The following is a 14,809-nucleotide window of genomic DNA, read 5'->3' as shown; positions in this document are numbered from 1 at the left end:
CGCTATTTCGCGCGCGGCGCAGTGATCGCTTTGCGGATCGCCGCCAGCGGCGCAGCGTCGTCGAACTCGAGGCTTTCGCCCTGCGGCTTCAGGCCGAGGTCGCGCCACAGGCCCGCGAGATCGGGCGTCATGGGCTTTGAACCCATCTCGCCATGAAGCGTCGTCAGCACGTCGACGCCGACGGCCTTGTCGGCGGTGGAGAGAAGACGATCGAGCGACCAATCCTTTTCATGATTGCCGCCCGCGGCGAGGACGCCGCGCATGGCGTCCTGCAGGCCGAGGCGATTATTCGTTCGCTTTCGGATTTCGATGTCCGCGAGCAGGCAGAACAGCGCGCCGCCCCAATATCTCCGGCCCCAGGTGTCGGTGTTGTCGAGACCCTGATCGCCGGCCTGCGGCAGGCCCTTCGGCATGTCGCGCATCATTGCCTGCCAGATTTCCGCTGCCGTGAGGTCGCCGGCCTGCACCCGCGCCACCGGCTCGATATAGACGGCAAGACCTTCCGACAGCCACGTGTGGCGATGGTTCAGATCGGGCAGGGCGGTGTGCACCATCTCGTGCACCATCACCCAGTCGCGCCGCAAAACCTCCTCGGTGGAATCGCGGCCGAGCGGAATGCGGATCGCGGCGCCGCGATAGCCCCACGTCGTGCCGCCGCGAATGCGGGCGCCGTCGACCGGCACCAGCAGCAGCCGCAGTTGTTCGACGGGAAACCGGCCATAATAGGTGGCGACGGCCTTCGCCGACATCCGGACCCAGTCGAGCACCTTTTCTCTCGGCAGCGCCATCTCGCCGGGCGCGAAGCCGACATGGATGGTGCCGCCTTCGATTTCGAGGTCGGTCTTGGGCATCCGGTCGAACGCGTCATACGGCATCCGGTCGCCGCGCATATAGTCCGACTGCGCATCGGCGCGGAACGAAATCAGGCTCGCCGGCATGGCGGTGAGGACGGCGGTCAACACGATCCAGCTGATGCCGCCGAGGGTTTTCATCACGACACGCTTCTGGTCGTGCCGGGCCGCTGCTGCGCGACGGTTCGGTCTGTCACGAACGCCGCGACCTTTTCCCTGAGATCGTCGAGCATCGTGGCGAGCAGGATTTCGCCCTTGGCCGACGTCGCCAAGGTCGGGTCGCCATAGCTGCCGCAGCGGCTGTAATTCGGTGAGTTCGTATCCACCGGTGTCAGGGGGCCGGGCGCCTCCTTTCCGATGGCCGGGCTCGGCTCGGCGCGTGCCATATCGACGAGGTGTGGCACCAGCGCCAGCATCAACGACGTCTCGAGTTCGTCGGCATGGCTGCCATGGCTCTGTTCGGCCAGCCGTTCGGCGGCCTGGCGATAGCGCGGGCCTTCATGGATGCGCAGATGCATGACCTTGCCGGCATCAAGCCGCGCCAAAGCGCGCTCGACCGGTGCCAGCGTACTGATCCCGGTGTTGAGAACGAACAGCTTTCGGCACCCGCTGCCGAGAATGCCTTCCGCGATCTCATGCACGACGGCTTCGAAGGTCGCGCTCGAAAGACTGCAGCTGCCCGCATAGGCGACGAAGGCGGGATAGTATCCGTAAGCCAGCGTCGGCCAGATCAATGCGTCGATCCGTTCGGCGAGTTGGCTCGCAAGCCATTCGGCCTGGATGCGGTCGGTATTGAGAGGGAGGTGGAAACCATGCTCCTTGGCGGCCGCGCCAACGGGCAGTATCGCCGCAGCACCATTAGCGATGTGCCGCGCGACTTCGTCCCATGTCATACGCTCGATAAAATGGTGATCGGTATCGGTGCCCATGTCTCGGGCCTCTGGTATCAGGTGGAAACCGCCGTCAGGTTACCCGAAGTAATCCAGCCATGCAGATAGCCCGCGCCGCGTGCCGCCGCGCCATCGGGATCGTCATAGGTAGCCAACATCTCGCAGAGCACGCCGAACGGAATGCCGCTCGCGGCCTCGTCCCACATCATCGCTTCTTCAGGGGCAAGTTCGCGGAACATTGGCGTGGTGTCCTGGCGCCAGACCAGGATGCGCGCCGGTTCTTCCAGCGTGGCCGCGTCCGGCGGCGTCTCGTTGTTCTTGAGCGCCAGCCAGACCGCGGAGGCGTTGGTCGACAAATCGAGCCTGGCCGCACTGGGGTGCGGCTGGAACTTGAGATCGTTCCATTGCTCTGGCGCAAACGAAGCCATGGCGGTCAGTTCAAGCACCGGACCTTCCGCGGCGTCGAAGGCGTCGTTGAGCGCCTTCTCCAGCGCTGCGAGATCAGCAAGAACAGGATGGTTGCAATAGGGTTCTGCCGATCTCAAAAACTCCGGCAGGCCTTGCGAGAACCAGCGCAGGTTCGGATGTTCTGAGGGGCGCGCCTTGACAAAGGCATGGCCCATCTCGTCGAACGCCTCATCGCCGAGATACGAGTGCAGCAACGCGTGGTCGTTACGAAGCGCCTCCACCAGCCGCGAGCCGTAGGCGTAGCGATAGACGCCGTACAGCGTCTCGCGTTTCTCGCGGGGGCTGTCGAGGATTTCGGTGAGCACCGTGTCGTCGCCGGTCAGGATGCCGCGCTGGAAATCCGCCTGTTGCCGCGCGAAGTCGCTCATCCCGCCTGCTTGCCCAATTTCTTGTCCAATTGGGCTAAGACCTTCTCCGCGATCTCGCGGGTGCGGTTCACTTCCACGAGCAGTTCGTCGAGCGGCGGGATGTTGTCGTCGCGCTCGATCATGGTCGAGACCCGGCCGAAGCGCTTGATGGCCGCGACATAGAGATCCCAGACGTCTTCGCAGACGGGATGATCATGGGTGTCGATGATGTGGGTGCCCATGTGGCTGTGGCCGGCCATGTGGAACTGCACGACGCGGTCCGCTGGAATCCCGTTCAGGAAGGTCATGGGGTCATAGCCGTGGTTGAAGGCGCTGACATAGACGTTGTTGATGTCGAACAGCAGCCAGCAACCGGAACGGCGCGACAATTCGGCGAGGAATTCCCATTCCGTCATTTCTGAATTGTTGAACTGGACATAGGTCGAGACGTTCTCGAGCACGATGGCGCGGCCGAGGAAATCTTGCACCAGCTGAACGCGGCTGACCACGTGGTCGAGCGCCTCTGACGTGTAGGGGATCGGCAGCAGATCGTGCAGGTTCTTGCCGTGGACGCCGGTCCAGCACAAATGGTCGGAGATCCATTTTGGCTCGACTCGCACAGCGAGATCTTTCAGGCCCTGCAGATATTCGAAATTCGGCGGCGCGGTCGATGCGATCGACAGCGACACGCCGTGCATCACGACGGGATAGCGTTCGCAAATCCGGTCAAGTACGCGCAGCGGCTGGCCGCCGGGCAGCATGTAGTTTTCGCTGATGACTTCGAACCAGTCGATCGGCGGGTTTCCGCTCAGGATCTCGTCGTAGTGTTGTGCGCGCAGGCCGAGCCCGAAGCCAAGGAAGGGTGGCTTATCCGACTGCAACGGACGCCCAAGCGCCGCCGGGGAGTTGGGCAATCTGCTCGCGACGTTCATGTCGTCTCCGCTTCGCGCATCGCGATCGGGCGATGGGTATTGCCTCAAATTATCATGGAAAGGGGGCCCGGCATACACCGGCCCCCCCTTTCCGGATAGCCTCGATCAGGCGGGCGAATACTTGCCCTTGGCGGCGTCGCACTTCTCCTTGGTCATGGCCGAAAAGCCCTGACCCTTGCAGGCGTTCTGACCCTTGCAGGCGCTCGCGCCGCTCTTGCAGGCGCTCTGGCCCTTGCAGGCGTTGGCGCCGACGCATTTGCCTTCGCCGGCGGCGTAGGTGACGGTCGACATCGTCGCGCCAGCCAGGAACAGCGTGGCTGCAGCGGCGGCAATCGTGGCGCCGGATTTGGAAGTCATCTTCATGGACGTCTCCTCGAGATAGAAGTGTGAAGGTGCACCACCCGCAAGCCACTGACATCAGGACCGACAGATGGTACCCGGGGATAGATACGCGGTGGGTTTGGCATGGTTACACGGCGAACGAAATTTATTTCAATGATCGGGCGGGCTTAAGTGAAACATTCCCGGGCTGGAATGAACCGTGAAGGCCCGATCAGGCCTTGACGAACTTGCCGCCCATGGCGGTGCACGCCTTCTCGGTGGTCATCGAGAAGCCCTGACCCTTGCAGGCATTCTGGCCCTTGCAGGCGCTCGAGCCGCCCTTGCAGGCGCTCTGGCCCTTGCAGGCGTTGCCGACCATGCACTTGCCGGCGGCGGCGTTTGCAGATGTCGACCCGGTCGACACAACCGCGCCGGCGAGGAACAAAGTGGCAGCGGCGGCCGCGAGCGTCGCACCGGATTTCGTATTCAACTTCATGACGTTCTCCTCGATGATTGCTTGACGATAACAGGACGCCGTGAGCGTTCGATGACCTTGATATCATCGACCCGCACAACGCTAGGGAAGCAGCGGATGCCAATCAGATCGCGGCGGCTCGCGAAAGCCGTTAGCCTCCGCGATTTGAGTGCTCATCCGGATCCAGCTACGGGGCATCGGGTGATTTGGTTACAGAGTTTCGAAAGAAATTTTTCTTTTTTTGGATTTGGACGACCCGTCCATGTCTAAGCCCGATGCATGGGAGTATTTGGTTGCGCTGCAGAATGGCAACAGATGCCGTCCGCGCGGGATAATCGGGAAGCTTCAATGACCGGTTGCGTTGCACAACGGGAGTGTTGGCTGCTGCGCGAGCGTGTGCTCCGTAAGACGCCGGCGTGTAGCCACGGCCTCAGACGGCGGCGCCGAGCTGAGCCAGCAGTTCTCCGATCAGCTTGCGCCCGTCGGCATCCTGCGTCATCGCGAGCGCGTTGCGATAGTCCGCGATCGCAAGGTCGAACCGCCGCATCATCCGGTAGGTCAGCGCGCGGTTGCGCAGAAAGGCAGGATTTGCGGGATTGATCTCGATCGCTTGCGTGAAGTCGGCGATGGCAAGGTCGTATCTGCGCAAGATATGATGTAGCTGGCCGCGGTTGCTGAGGGCGCCGGCGTGTCGCGGCGCGATCTGCAGCGCCTTGCCGTATTCCGCGATGGCCAGCTCTTCGAAGCGGCCCTCGTTGACGAAGGCGTCGAAATCGGAGCCGGCCTTTTGCTGCAACGCCGCTGCCCGGCCGAAGTAAGCATTGACCCACTTTGGATTGATCACGATCGCGGCGTCGTAGTCCTGCATCGCGCGGTCGATGCGGCCCTTGTCCCGGTAGGCGTCGCCGCGGTTGGTGAAGGCAAGGGGATCGTTGGGATTGAGCCGGATCGCAGAATCGAACTCCGTGATGGCGCGATCGATCTGCTTCTGGCGCAGGAAGGCGACACCGCGGCTGTTGAACGGGCCATGGGCGGTCGGGTGGGCTTTCGTCGCCGCGTCGAAATCCGCCACCGCCCGGTCGTAGACGCCGAGAGCCAGATTGGCATTGCCGCGGATGAGATAGACACGGGCAAGTTCCCTGGCCTCGGCGGGCGGCGCATTCGTGATGACGAATGAGCAGGCCGCAGCCCTCGGGGCGGGCGGGGTGGCATTGTCCAGGCAGATGCGCTGCTGCGCTTCGGCCTGCGCGCCTGCCGGCGCCAGGATGATCGTGACGGCGGTGAGAAGGACACTGGCGAGAACCCGCATCGCGCGCTCCGTGTTTCGAGACTGTCCCGTTGCTGATCGGGGCCGCTGCGTCGCTTTCATGTCACGAGCGTCCCGGCTGGCGCGCGATCGTGTCGGAAGCCGTCTGCGGCGGGGACTTGGCACGGGCTTCGTCTTGCAGACGCCGGTTGGTCTCGGCGTTGCGGCGTATGAGCGTGCCTATTGCCCGCGCGATTTCGTCGTCGTGCCGGCCGAGCACGCAGCCGCCCATCGCGATCGCGCCATAGTCGAGCACCGCGTGACGCTTCGGGTCGGTGGCTTCGACGAGGAGGTGGGGAACCACGTGGCCGGCCTGTCGCAGGGTGTGCACCATGGGGGTCTGCTGAGCGGCTGTCGGCACCTGCTGGTCATACGGGTCGCTAATGACCATCATGCGCAGGGCGCGGTTCTGCGCGAGCCATTGCACCTTGCCCGTGATGTCGAAATAAGTCCTGGCAGGATCGCCGGGCCGTGCGGGACCCCGGGTCACGATCTGTCCCGAGCCGGAAATCAGGCAGGCGACGTCGCGCCGCATTTGCGCGAGGCCGAACACCAGCCGGCCTCCGCCGGACTCCCCGAACAGATGGAAGCCTTCGAACTGGTAGCGTTGCCGGAGCGCCTCGAGCGCCATGTCCATCAGGTGCAGCTCGACGAGGGTCTTGCGTGATAGATGGGTGCCGGAGGTGCCTTCGACGCCGATACGACCAAGATAGATCGCGGTGGTCTTCGCCATCTTCGAAAAATGGTCGGCGATAGCGACGAGTTTGTCGGTGTTGACGTCACTGGCCTTGGACGGATCTGCCCAGGTCCAACGGGTCGGATCAACCGGACCGTTGTGATCGCCGTTCAGAATGATGACCGGGCGCGAGCCCTGGCCTCCGGCGGTGGAAAGATAATACCGGACACAGAAATCCTGGCTGTAGACGTTGAGCCAGAAGGTCTGCGGTTTCGCGGCGCACTCTTCGCGCGTCATCGTGATCCCGCGCAGCGTGTCTTCCTTCCTGATAATCTCCGCGCCGGCAGGGCCGGCCGCAAACAGCGAAACGGCCAGCAGCATCGCTGCAAGCGAGCCGCGCGCCACATTCGACCAGCAAGCATATGTTGAGAAAGCCATGACGACCAACACCGGTTCATTCCTGTTGGCCGTTTGTCGCTTGAAGCGGGTGGAGGCGCTGTGATGCCGGTCACAGAGGGGCGCTTCCCGCTTGGCGGGATGGTCGCGGGGCTGCGGGCGCGCATCGCCCGTCTTATGAACGGCGCCTAGTTCATCGCGGCGCGCGAAGGTTTCAACTTTGCCATCTGTTTCACCGTGGCCTGCAGCTCTTCGGCATTGAACGAGGGGAACGAGCAGATCCGGTTGCTGCAGGCGAACGCGGCGGGCTCGCCGAGATCGGGATATTCGACGTCGGGATTGGGCAGCTTGCCCTCGCGCAGGTCGAGCCACTCCAGGCGCTTGTAGCGGGCCGGCAGCGCCCGTGCGAGGGTATGCAGGGCCTGCGCGCGGGGCGCATCCTTACGGCCGACGATCGTCATATGGGTCGGCTCGATCGCGAGTTCTTCGTCGGCGAGCAGCACGCCGGGCAACGGGCGCATCATCTCGGCCGAGGCACTGCTCGCATAGCGCATCGCATGTGAGGCGTGCTCGCGATAGGTTTCGTCGCCGTAGTAGCGGTTGAGCAGGTTCATGAAGCGCGCCACCTGCACCTGGTCATCAAGCAGTTTTGCCGGTTTTGCCAATACGCCGGTTTTGCCTTCCGCTTTCCTCGACGTTACGAAGCCACCGGCCTCGTCGCGAAAAGTCGCGACGAAATCGCCGGCTTTGGCCGCGGAGGTGAGCCAGTCGCGGTTGCCGGTGGCTGCGTAGAGATCGAGGAAGGCCTGGCCCATCGCCAGCGTGTCGCCGAGGAAGGGTCCGCCGCGATCCTTCTCGCCATGGCGGAACCCACCGCCCGGCAGCGCGCGGTTGGCGTTGACCCATTTCGCAGCACGCTCGGCAATGGCCAGCGCTTTTACATCGTTGGTGACGTTGTAATAGGCGGCGAGAGCCGAGATCGCCCAGCCGTTCTCGCGCGCATACAGATTCTTGTCGATGCGTGGCATGCCGAGTTTGCGGCGCCCGGCATCGCCTAGCGCATAATATTTGTGGCCGTCGGTGTCGTGATCTAGATCGGCATCCTGGCTGACATAGAAGGCGCCCTCGGGACCCGAGAGAAAGGCCGCAAGATAGCGCTCGATATCGCGGGCCGCCTTGAGATATTTCGGGTCCTTCCACAGCGCATAGGCCTGGCTGTATTGCCGCAGATACTGCGCCTGGAACGACATGATCTTTTCGAAATGCGGATGGGTCCAGGAGCCCGCTTCGGAATATTGATACACGCCGCCCCACACCGGATCGATCAGTGCGATTGCAGCGTCCAGCGTCTGTCGCGCGCGCTTGATCGCAAGGGCATCGCCGGTCTCTGCACGGGTGATCGCAAGATCCAGGCTGTCGGCGTCGATGAATTTCTGGTTCTCGCCCCAACCGCCGAGCTTTTCGTCGTAGGACTCGTCGACAATCTTGGTTAGGTCCGCGCGCTGCTGCTTGCTGAGGAAGGCCGATGCTGAAGGTTTGACTTCAAAGGCCTCGCCGACTGAAGGCCCGGGTGAGGGATCGTCGATGATGGCCTTGAGCAGCGCCCGCATCCGTTCCGGCTCGATATAGCCCCGGAGCTTGGCGATCTCGGTGCCGTCGGGTCCAAACACGATGGTCGCCGGCCAGCCCCAATCGCCATAGCGGCTCGACAGATCCGGATTGGCGTCCTGGTCGACACGAACCGGCAGATATTTCGACGCCAGCAGGCCTTTGACCTCCGGATCGGCATAGGTGGTCTTTTCCATGACGTGGCACCAGTGGCACCACACCGCCTCGAGATCGAGGATCACAAAGCGCTTTTCGGCGGCGGCGCGGGTGAACAGGTCATCGCTCCATTCGCTCCATTTGACGCCATCGGATGCGTGGGCGGAACCGGCCGCGAGCGCGGCAAGGGCGAGGGCGGCGAGGCGGACGAGTTTCATGGCGGCTCCCGGAAGCGCTGGTGTCTCGACAGCTACGCGCGCGCCAAAATCCGGGCTCAGACTCATCCGCGATGTCACGGCATTGTGAGGGCGCGGGGGCTGCCGATGCTCAGGCCGGCACTTTGTTGTACCCGGCAGATTTCATCAGCAGCCGATCGAGGGACGCGGCACCAGGGCCTGCGATGGCGAGCCACGTGAAGGCGGCGAAGTAGGTCATTTCCTCGAAGCCGAGCAGCGTTTGCAGCGAATCGACGTCATCCCATTTGGCCGACTTGATCGCGACCAGCATGACCACCGCCAGCATCGCGGCGGGGATCCGGGTGAACAGGCCGAGGATCAGCATGGCGCCGCCAAAGAACTCGACGCCCGATACAAAAGGGGTGAGGATTGTCGGAAACGGGATGCCCCAGCCGATAAAATTCTCGGTGACTTGTGGTAAATTGGTGAGCTTGCCCCAGCCGGCCAGCATGAAGGTGTAGCCGACGACCAGCCGCATGATCAGCGGGCCGGCCCAGGAGAAGTATGAGCCGATCTGCGCCGGCAACAGGATCAGAAGATTGACGATAAAATTCATGCGGGCCCCCTCCGATTATTATCGTGACGCGAGGCCGCACCGGCGGCCTCTCAAATCAAGTGCGCACGAAGACGCTGCGGCCGCGCAGGGCGGCAATCTGGTCATGGCAGGAGTTTCGCAACGGATAGCCCGTTTGTTACGGGGCGTTAGCCGAAATTTTGCAGTGCGGGAAACGTTTCCAGCAGCCAGATGCTGGCGCTGGTAACGGCGCCGGTCAGGAAACCGATGCCGGTAATGACCATCAACACACCCATGGCGCGCTCGACGGTGGTGAGATGCCGCTTCATCCGCGCGAACAGCTCGGAGAATTGTTCGATCATGAAGGCGGCCAGCAGGAACGGAATTCCAAGCCCGAGGGAGTAGACCGCGAGCAGGCCCGCGCCCTTGGTCACCGTGGCTTCGGCGGCCGCGATCGACAGGATCGCCGCCAGGATCGGCCCGATGCAGGGGGTCCAGCCGAACGCAAACGCAAGCCCCATGACATAGGCGCCCCACAGCCCGACCGGCTTCGGTGCGGTCAGCCGTCCCTCGCGCATCAACAGCCCGATGCGGGTCAGCCCCAGGAAGTGCAGGCCCATGATGATGATGACGATGCCGGCGAGAATCGAGAGCTCCGCCGACCAGGCCCGGATCAGGCCGCCGACGAACGAAGCGCTGGCACCGAGCGCCACGAACACGGTGGTAAAGCCGAGCACGAACATCAGCGCCGCGGCCATCACCGCGCGTTTCGAGGCCTTCGTCGCCCCGTCATTGTTGACCTGCTCGATGGTCGCGCCGGTCAGGTAGATCAGATACGGAGGCACCAGCGGCAGCACGCAGGGCGACAGGAAGCTGACAAGTCCGGCAATCAGGGCCGCCGGGATGGAAACATCGTGCATTGCATGACCTTCGAGAACTGCCGCAAGGCATAGCGCCGTCTTGGCTTGTACGGAACAGGCAATCGGTAAGTTTCGTCGGCTTCCGGCTCAACTCTGGTCACAGAGCCGTGTCCAAGGGTATGACAAGGCATATGGAAGGCGCCGGGATAGCCTCGCCGGTGAAACAGACGCTAGTATCATTCCGTATTGCGGTAACCGATCCCGCGAACCAGGACCCCGCAATGCGCATCGGCATTCGCAACGCCATCTCGGCCCTCGTGCTGACTTCGATCGTCGTCAGCGCCGTCGGCGTGCACCTGTTGTGGTGGCGCACCGCCCAGCAGGTCAGCCAGACCCTTGCCGACACCATCAACGACCAGATCGTCTCCGCGGTCGGCGACGAACTGCAATCGATCACCTCGGAAGCGCGATCGTCGATGTCGGCGGTGCGCACCCTGTTGCTCGGAAAAGTGTTCGAGGCGCGCGACGCCGAGATGCGCGAGGTCGTCATCCGATCGCAGTTGCGGTCGCAACCGACCATTTCCTGGGTAGCGTTCGGATGGCCGGACGGAACGTTCTTTGGCGGGCACAAGCTTGGCAATGGCGTCATCGAGATGATCGAGATCGCGGGCGATCGAAAGGCGAAGATCAACCGTTATGAGTTCGGAGGTGGCGACACGCTGCTCAAGTCCAGCCGCGTCGAGGACACCAATTATTCCGTCACCGATCAGGAATGGTTCCGCGAGGTAGCCAGCTCCAACGACGAAAACTGGTCGACGCTGACCAAGCATCCCAACGGCGAACGTCTGGCGGCCGCCTTCGCGGCGCCGATCCAGATCGATCAAGGACCCGCCGGCGTCATCGCCATCATCATCGAACTGACGCGGGTCTCGAATTTCCTGTCGCAGCTGACGGTCGGCAAATCGGCCGGCGCCTTCATCCTCGATCGCGAGGGCGGCGTGGTCGCGGCGCCCGATCCGGATGCCAGCGAAGTGACGCCGCTGAAGACCGGCCATCCGCTGTTTGCGGTCGCGGTGGACGCGATGAAGAAGGCCGGCACCGCCTACAATCCCGGCGAGGGCGAGCCGCTGAAGCGCCAGGTGACGCGGGACGGCAAGGTCTATCAGGCGGTGCTGACGCCGATCTCGTTTCCGGGCTGGTCGCTGGTGACAGTGGTGCCGGAGTCGGAATTTCTGGGGCCGGTACAGATGACGATCCGGAACCTGCTGATCGGACTTGCGATCCTGATCGTGATCGCCGGGCTGCTGTCGGCATGGCTCGCCCAGCGCCTGATCGCGGCGCCGCTGATCAAGGTGGTGGGCGAGATCAGGCATGTCGAGCGCTTCGATCTGGACAAGGTCGAGCGGCATCCGTCGCGGCTGACCGAGATCGAGAACCTGTCCGGCGCCATCGGCGACATGGCGCAGGGGCTGGCGGCGTTCCGAAAATACATTCCCGCGGATCTCGTGAAGCGGCTGATCAGCGACGGTAACGGCGCGCGCCTCGGCGGCGCGGTGCGGCCGATGAGCGTGATGTTCATCGACCTCGCCGGCTTCACCGGCATCTCGGAGCGGCTCGGCGACCGCATCATCCCGCTGCTGTCGCGTTATTTCGATTCCGTCTCGGTGCAGATCCAGGCGCAGGGCGGCACCATCGACAAATTCATCGGCGATGCCGTGATGGCGTTCTGGGGTGCGCCGGCGCCGAACCCCGAACACGCCGTCGATTGCTGCCGTGCGGCTCTGGCCTGCCAGCGCGCGATGACCGAGGTCGGTCTGGTCGACGACCATGGCCAGCCGGTCAAAATCCGCATCGGCATTAATTCCGGTGACATGCTGGTCGGCAATATCGGGTCCGAAGTGCGGCTGAACTACACCGTGATCGGCGACGCCGTGAACATCGCGAGCCGGCTCGAGGGCACCAACAAGGTCTACGGCTCGACCATCATCATCGGTCCCGAAACGCGGCGTCTCGCGGGCGACCGCATCGTGGTGCGCGAACTCGATCGCCTCGCGGTCTACGGCCGCGCCGGGGGCTTGCAAATCTACGAATTGCTTGCGATGGCGGACGAGGCCGGCGGTGCGATCGACTGGGTGAGGGCCTATGAAGCCGGCCTCGCATGCTGGCGGGCGCGCGAATTCACGGCCGCGATCACGGCGTTCGAAGAGGTGAAGAAGGTCAAGGATGATGCGGCGGCATCGGTGATGATCGCGCGCTGCAGGGAGCAACTCGAGAATCCGAGCGACCAGGATTGGGACGGCACTTCAGTCGCCAAATCCAAGTAGGTGCTAACAGGCGGAGATGTTGATTTGAAAGTCCTGCTCACCCATCCGCCGCAAGCGAGGGCGCAATATTACGGCGAGCGCAGCCTGAGCGGATTGCAGGCGATCGCGCAGGTGCAATTGCACGAGGGCAACGACGCGCTGGATGCGTTCGGCCTGATCGACGCCGCACGTGACGTCGAGATTATCGTCGCCGACCGGCTCACCGCCGGACCCGGCGAGATATTTGCGCGGCTGCCAAAGCTGCGCGCCTTCGTTCGCTGCGCCGTCGACATTCGCAACATCGACGTCGAGCAGGCTTCGCGCGCGGGCGTGCTGGTTACCCGGGCCGGACCCGGTTTCGTCCAGTCGGTCGCCGAACTTGCGCTCGGATTCATGGTCGACCTATCGCGCGGCGTCTCGCGTGCCAGCGCCGACTATCATGCCGGGCGGAAGCCCAAAGTGATGATGGGCCGACAACTGGCCGGCAGCCGCATCGGCATTATCGGATATGGCAGCATCGGCCGCTACCTTGCCGGGATTGCCAAAGTGCTGGGCATGGAAGTTTTGGTCGCCGATCCCTTTGCGAGTGTGAGCGAGCCTGACATCCGGCATCTGCCGCTCGACGATCTGCTAGCGCGTTCGGACTTTGTCGTCTGCCTCGCAGTCGCCAATGAGGCGACGGAAAATCTGATCGGGCAGGCGGCGCTGGCGCGGATGCAGCCGCATGCGTTCTTCATCAATCTGTCGCGCGGCAATCTCGTCGACGAGGCGGCGCTGACCGCGGCCCTGCACGAGAACCGCATCGCTGGCGCGGCGATGGATGTCGGCCGGGCCCTGGACCAGATGCCGACGCCGGAACTGGCAAAGCTGCCGAACGTGATCGCGACGCCGCATATCGGCGGCCTGACGCCGCCGGCGATCGAGTACCAATCGCTGGAAACGGTGCGGCAGGTCGAGAAGATCATCGCAAGCGAGATTCCGGTCGGCGCCGTGAATGCCATCAGCTGGACGCGACGTCCTTGATGCCCTGCAGCATTCATGGCTGACCAGACGAGCTGGCGCTTGTATAGTTTCAAAAGCTCTTGACCCCGTCATTCCGGGATGGTCCGAAGGACCAGACCCGGAATCTCGAGATTCCGGGCTCGCACTTCGTGCGCCCCGGAATGACATGCCAATGCGCCTTCCCTTCTTTTACGGCTGGATGATCGTCGCGGTGACGTTCGTCACCATGGCGATCGGCGTCAATGCGCGGACCGCGTTCTCGTTGTTCTTTCCGCCGATCATCTCCGAATTCGGCTGGGAACGCGGCGTCACCGCGGGCGCCTTCTCGTTCGGCTTCGTGGTCTCCGGCGGCGTCAGCCCATTGATCGGCCGCTTGATGGACCGCCACGGCCCGCGCGCGGTGATGGAACTCGGCGTCGCCTTGATGGGCGCGGGCCTGCTGCTGGCGCCGCTGACGACGCAGCCCTGGCATCTCTATCTCACCATCGGCGTGCTGGTCGGCGCGGGAAGCGTGTGTCTCGGCTATTCCGGCCAATCGCTGTTCGTACCGAACTGGTTCATTCGCCGCCGTGGCCTCGCGATGGGGCTGGCGTTTGCCGGCGTCGGGATCGGTTCGGTGACCTTGCTGCCCTGGGTGCAGCATATGATCGAGCAGACCGGCTGGCGCACCGCCTGCACCGCAATGGGCATTGTCGTCCTCGTCGTGTTGGCGCCGATCAATCTGTTGCTGCGGATGCGCCCCGAAGATATCGGGCTACTGCCGGATGGTGATGCCGCGCCGACGGCGACTTCAGCAAAGCCGATCTCGAACATCGTCGATCCGGTCTGGGCCGCTACCGACTGGACCTTGCGGCGTGCGCTGCGCACCGCGCGATTCTGGTGGATCTGCCTCGGCTATTTCTGCGGCCTGTACGTCTGGTACGCGGTGCAGGTGCACCAGACCAAGTTCCTGCTCGATATCGGATTCTCGGCCAACGTCGCGGTCTGGGCGCTCGGCGTGGTCAGCCTGCTCGGCATTCCCGGCCAGATCTGGCTCGGGCATCTCTCCGACCGGGTCGGACGTGAATGGATCTGGGCGATCAGCTGCCTGGGTTTTGCGATCTGCTTTGCGGCGCTGATCGGGCTGAAATTCGCGCCTGTGTTGCCGCTGGTTTATCTGATGATCGTGACCCAGGGCGTGCTCGGCTACGGCCTGACCTCTGTGATGGGCGCGGTGGTGCTCGAAATCTTCCAGGGCAAGCAATATGGCAGCATTTTCGGCACCATCATGCTGGCGGCGCTGGCCGGCGGCGCGGCCGGCCCGTGGGCGACCGGGTTTTTGTTCGACCGCTACGGCAGCTACACGCTGGCCTTTGCGATCGGCGTCGCCGTGAGCGCCTTGTCGGCGTTCGCGATCTGGCAGGCCTCACCGCGCAAGATCCGCGCCGTCGCGGGTCAGCTGCATAAGATGCAAGGCGACGGTTAGAAT

The 14,809-nt window shown here is 63.5% G+C and carries 14 protein-coding genes; 3 read left to right on the top strand and 11 right to left on the bottom strand.

The features are described from left to right. Positions 1-2: 2 nt before the first annotated feature. The 11 genes from JQ558_RS01705 to JQ558_RS01655 all read right to left on the bottom strand — a co-directional run bounded on the left by JQ558_RS01705 (position 3) and on the right by JQ558_RS01655 (position 10,096). The gene (locus JQ558_RS01705) at positions 3-992 is read right to left on the bottom strand and encodes a hypothetical protein (RefSeq protein WP_249142313.1); all 990 of its coding nucleotides are present in this window, start codon (positions 990-992) and stop codon (positions 3-5) included. Further along, a complete protein-coding gene (locus JQ558_RS01700; protein ID WP_212292655.1) occupies positions 992-1,780 on the bottom strand; it encodes a creatininase family protein in 789 nt (262 codons plus the stop codon). The genes JQ558_RS01705 and JQ558_RS01700 overlap by 1 nt, the downstream gene beginning before the upstream one ends. Positions 1,781-1,797: 17 nt before the next feature. Further along, positions 1,798-2,577: a DNA-binding domain-containing protein gene (locus tag JQ558_RS01695; RefSeq protein WP_212292654.1), complete on the bottom strand. Its 780-nt coding sequence runs from the start codon at positions 2,575-2,577 to the stop codon at positions 1,798-1,800. After that, complete coding sequence (locus tag JQ558_RS01690) at positions 2,574-3,488, bottom strand: DUF692 domain-containing protein (protein ID WP_212292653.1); 915 nt, start codon at positions 3,486-3,488, stop codon at positions 2,574-2,576. The genes JQ558_RS01695 and JQ558_RS01690 overlap by 4 nt, the downstream gene beginning before the upstream one ends. Before the next feature lie 105 nt (positions 3,489-3,593). Beyond that, on the bottom strand, positions 3,594-3,851 hold the full coding sequence (locus JQ558_RS01685) for a hypothetical protein (protein ID WP_192738016.1): 258 nt from the start codon (positions 3,849-3,851) through the stop codon (positions 3,594-3,596). A 190-nt stretch (positions 3,852-4,041) separates the two neighbouring features. Next, on the bottom strand, positions 4,042-4,305 hold the full coding sequence (locus JQ558_RS01680; protein ID WP_212001595.1) for a hypothetical protein: 264 nt from the start codon (positions 4,303-4,305) through the stop codon (positions 4,042-4,044). Between the two features lie 409 nt (positions 4,306-4,714). Beyond that, positions 4,715-5,593, bottom strand: coding sequence for a tetratricopeptide repeat protein (locus tag JQ558_RS01675; RefSeq protein WP_212292652.1), 879 nt, complete (start codon positions 5,591-5,593; stop codon positions 4,715-4,717). A gap of 61 nt (positions 5,594-5,654) precedes the next feature. Beyond that, entirely contained in the window at positions 5,655-6,647 is a 993-nt protein-coding gene (locus tag JQ558_RS01670; protein ID WP_212292651.1) for a hypothetical protein, read from the bottom strand. A gap of 203 nt (positions 6,648-6,850) precedes the next feature. After that, positions 6,851-8,644: a thioredoxin domain-containing protein gene (locus JQ558_RS01665; RefSeq protein WP_212292650.1), complete on the bottom strand. Its 1,794-nt coding sequence runs from the start codon at positions 8,642-8,644 to the stop codon at positions 6,851-6,853. 109 nt (positions 8,645-8,753) lie between these two features. Next, positions 8,754-9,218, bottom strand: coding sequence for a DoxX family protein (locus JQ558_RS01660; RefSeq protein WP_212292649.1), 465 nt, complete (start codon positions 9,216-9,218; stop codon positions 8,754-8,756). Positions 9,219-9,364: 146 nt separating this feature from the next. After that, positions 9,365-10,096, bottom strand: a complete 732-nt coding sequence (locus JQ558_RS01655) for a cytochrome c biogenesis CcdA family protein (RefSeq protein ID WP_212206962.1) — start codon at positions 10,094-10,096, stop codon at positions 9,365-9,367. A 221-nt stretch (positions 10,097-10,317) separates the two neighbouring features. On the opposite strand from JQ558_RS01655, the gene JQ558_RS01650 reads away from it, so the two are divergent. From JQ558_RS01650 to JQ558_RS01640, 3 genes are all read left to right on the top strand, one after another. After that, positions 10,318-12,360, top strand: a complete 2,043-nt coding sequence (locus tag JQ558_RS01650) for an adenylate/guanylate cyclase domain-containing protein (protein WP_212206963.1) — start codon at positions 10,318-10,320, stop codon at positions 12,358-12,360. A 24-nt stretch (positions 12,361-12,384) separates the two neighbouring features. Further along, positions 12,385-13,362, top strand: a complete 978-nt coding sequence (locus JQ558_RS01645; RefSeq protein ID WP_212206964.1) for an NAD(P)-dependent oxidoreductase — start codon at positions 12,385-12,387, stop codon at positions 13,360-13,362. 151 nt (positions 13,363-13,513) lie between these two features. Next, entirely contained in the window at positions 13,514-14,806 is a 1,293-nt protein-coding gene (locus JQ558_RS01640) for an MFS transporter (RefSeq protein WP_212206965.1), read from the top strand. Positions 14,807-14,809: the final 3 nt, after the last annotated feature.

The organism is Bradyrhizobium sp. AUGA SZCCT0160, from assembly GCF_018130105.1.
Taxonomy (GTDB): domain Bacteria; phylum Pseudomonadota; class Alphaproteobacteria; order Rhizobiales; family Xanthobacteraceae; genus Bradyrhizobium.
The sequence above is the reverse complement of the archived record's forward strand: the minus strand, read 5'-3'. Positions and strand labels throughout refer to the sequence as shown.

Excerpts from the sequence above, each read along its gene's own strand:
- JQ558_RS01705 (WP_249142313.1), bottom strand. The coding sequence starts at position 992 with ATGAAAACCCTCGGCGGCATCAGCTGGATCGTGTTGACCGCCGTCCTC.
- JQ558_RS01700 (WP_212292655.1), bottom strand. The coding sequence starts at position 1,780 with ATGGGCACCGATACCGATCACCATTTTATCGAGCGTATGACATGGGAC.
- JQ558_RS01695 (WP_212292654.1), bottom strand. The coding sequence starts at position 2,577 with ATGAGCGACTTCGCGCGGCAACAGGCGGATTTCCAGCGCGGCATCCTG.
- JQ558_RS01690 (WP_212292653.1), bottom strand. The coding sequence starts at position 3,488 with ATGAACGTCGCGAGCAGATTGCCCAACTCCCCGGCGGCGCTTGGGCGT.
- JQ558_RS01685 (WP_192738016.1), bottom strand. The coding sequence starts at position 3,851 with ATGAAGATGACTTCCAAATCCGGCGCCACGATTGCCGCCGCTGCAGCC.
- JQ558_RS01680 (WP_212001595.1), bottom strand. The coding sequence starts at position 4,305 with ATGAAGTTGAATACGAAATCCGGTGCGACGCTCGCGGCCGCCGCTGCC.
- JQ558_RS01675 (WP_212292652.1), bottom strand. The coding sequence starts at position 5,593 with ATGCGGGTTCTCGCCAGTGTCCTTCTCACCGCCGTCACGATCATCCTG.
- JQ558_RS01670 (WP_212292651.1), bottom strand. The coding sequence starts at position 6,647 with ATGCTGCTGGCCGTTTCGCTGTTTGCGGCCGGCCCTGCCGGCGCGGAG.
- JQ558_RS01665 (WP_212292650.1), bottom strand. The coding sequence starts at position 8,644 with ATGAAACTCGTCCGCCTCGCCGCCCTCGCCCTTGCCGCGCTCGCGGCC.
- JQ558_RS01660 (WP_212292649.1), bottom strand. The coding sequence starts at position 9,218 with ATGAATTTTATCGTCAATCTTCTGATCCTGTTGCCGGCGCAGATCGGC.
- JQ558_RS01655 (WP_212206962.1), bottom strand. The coding sequence starts at position 10,096 with ATGCACGATGTTTCCATCCCGGCGGCCCTGATTGCCGGACTTGTCAGC.
- JQ558_RS01650 (WP_212206963.1), top strand. The coding sequence starts at position 10,318 with ATGCGCATCGGCATTCGCAACGCCATCTCGGCCCTCGTGCTGACTTCG.
- JQ558_RS01640 (WP_212206965.1), top strand. The coding sequence starts at position 13,514 with ATGCGCCTTCCCTTCTTTTACGGCTGGATGATCGTCGCGGTGACGTTC.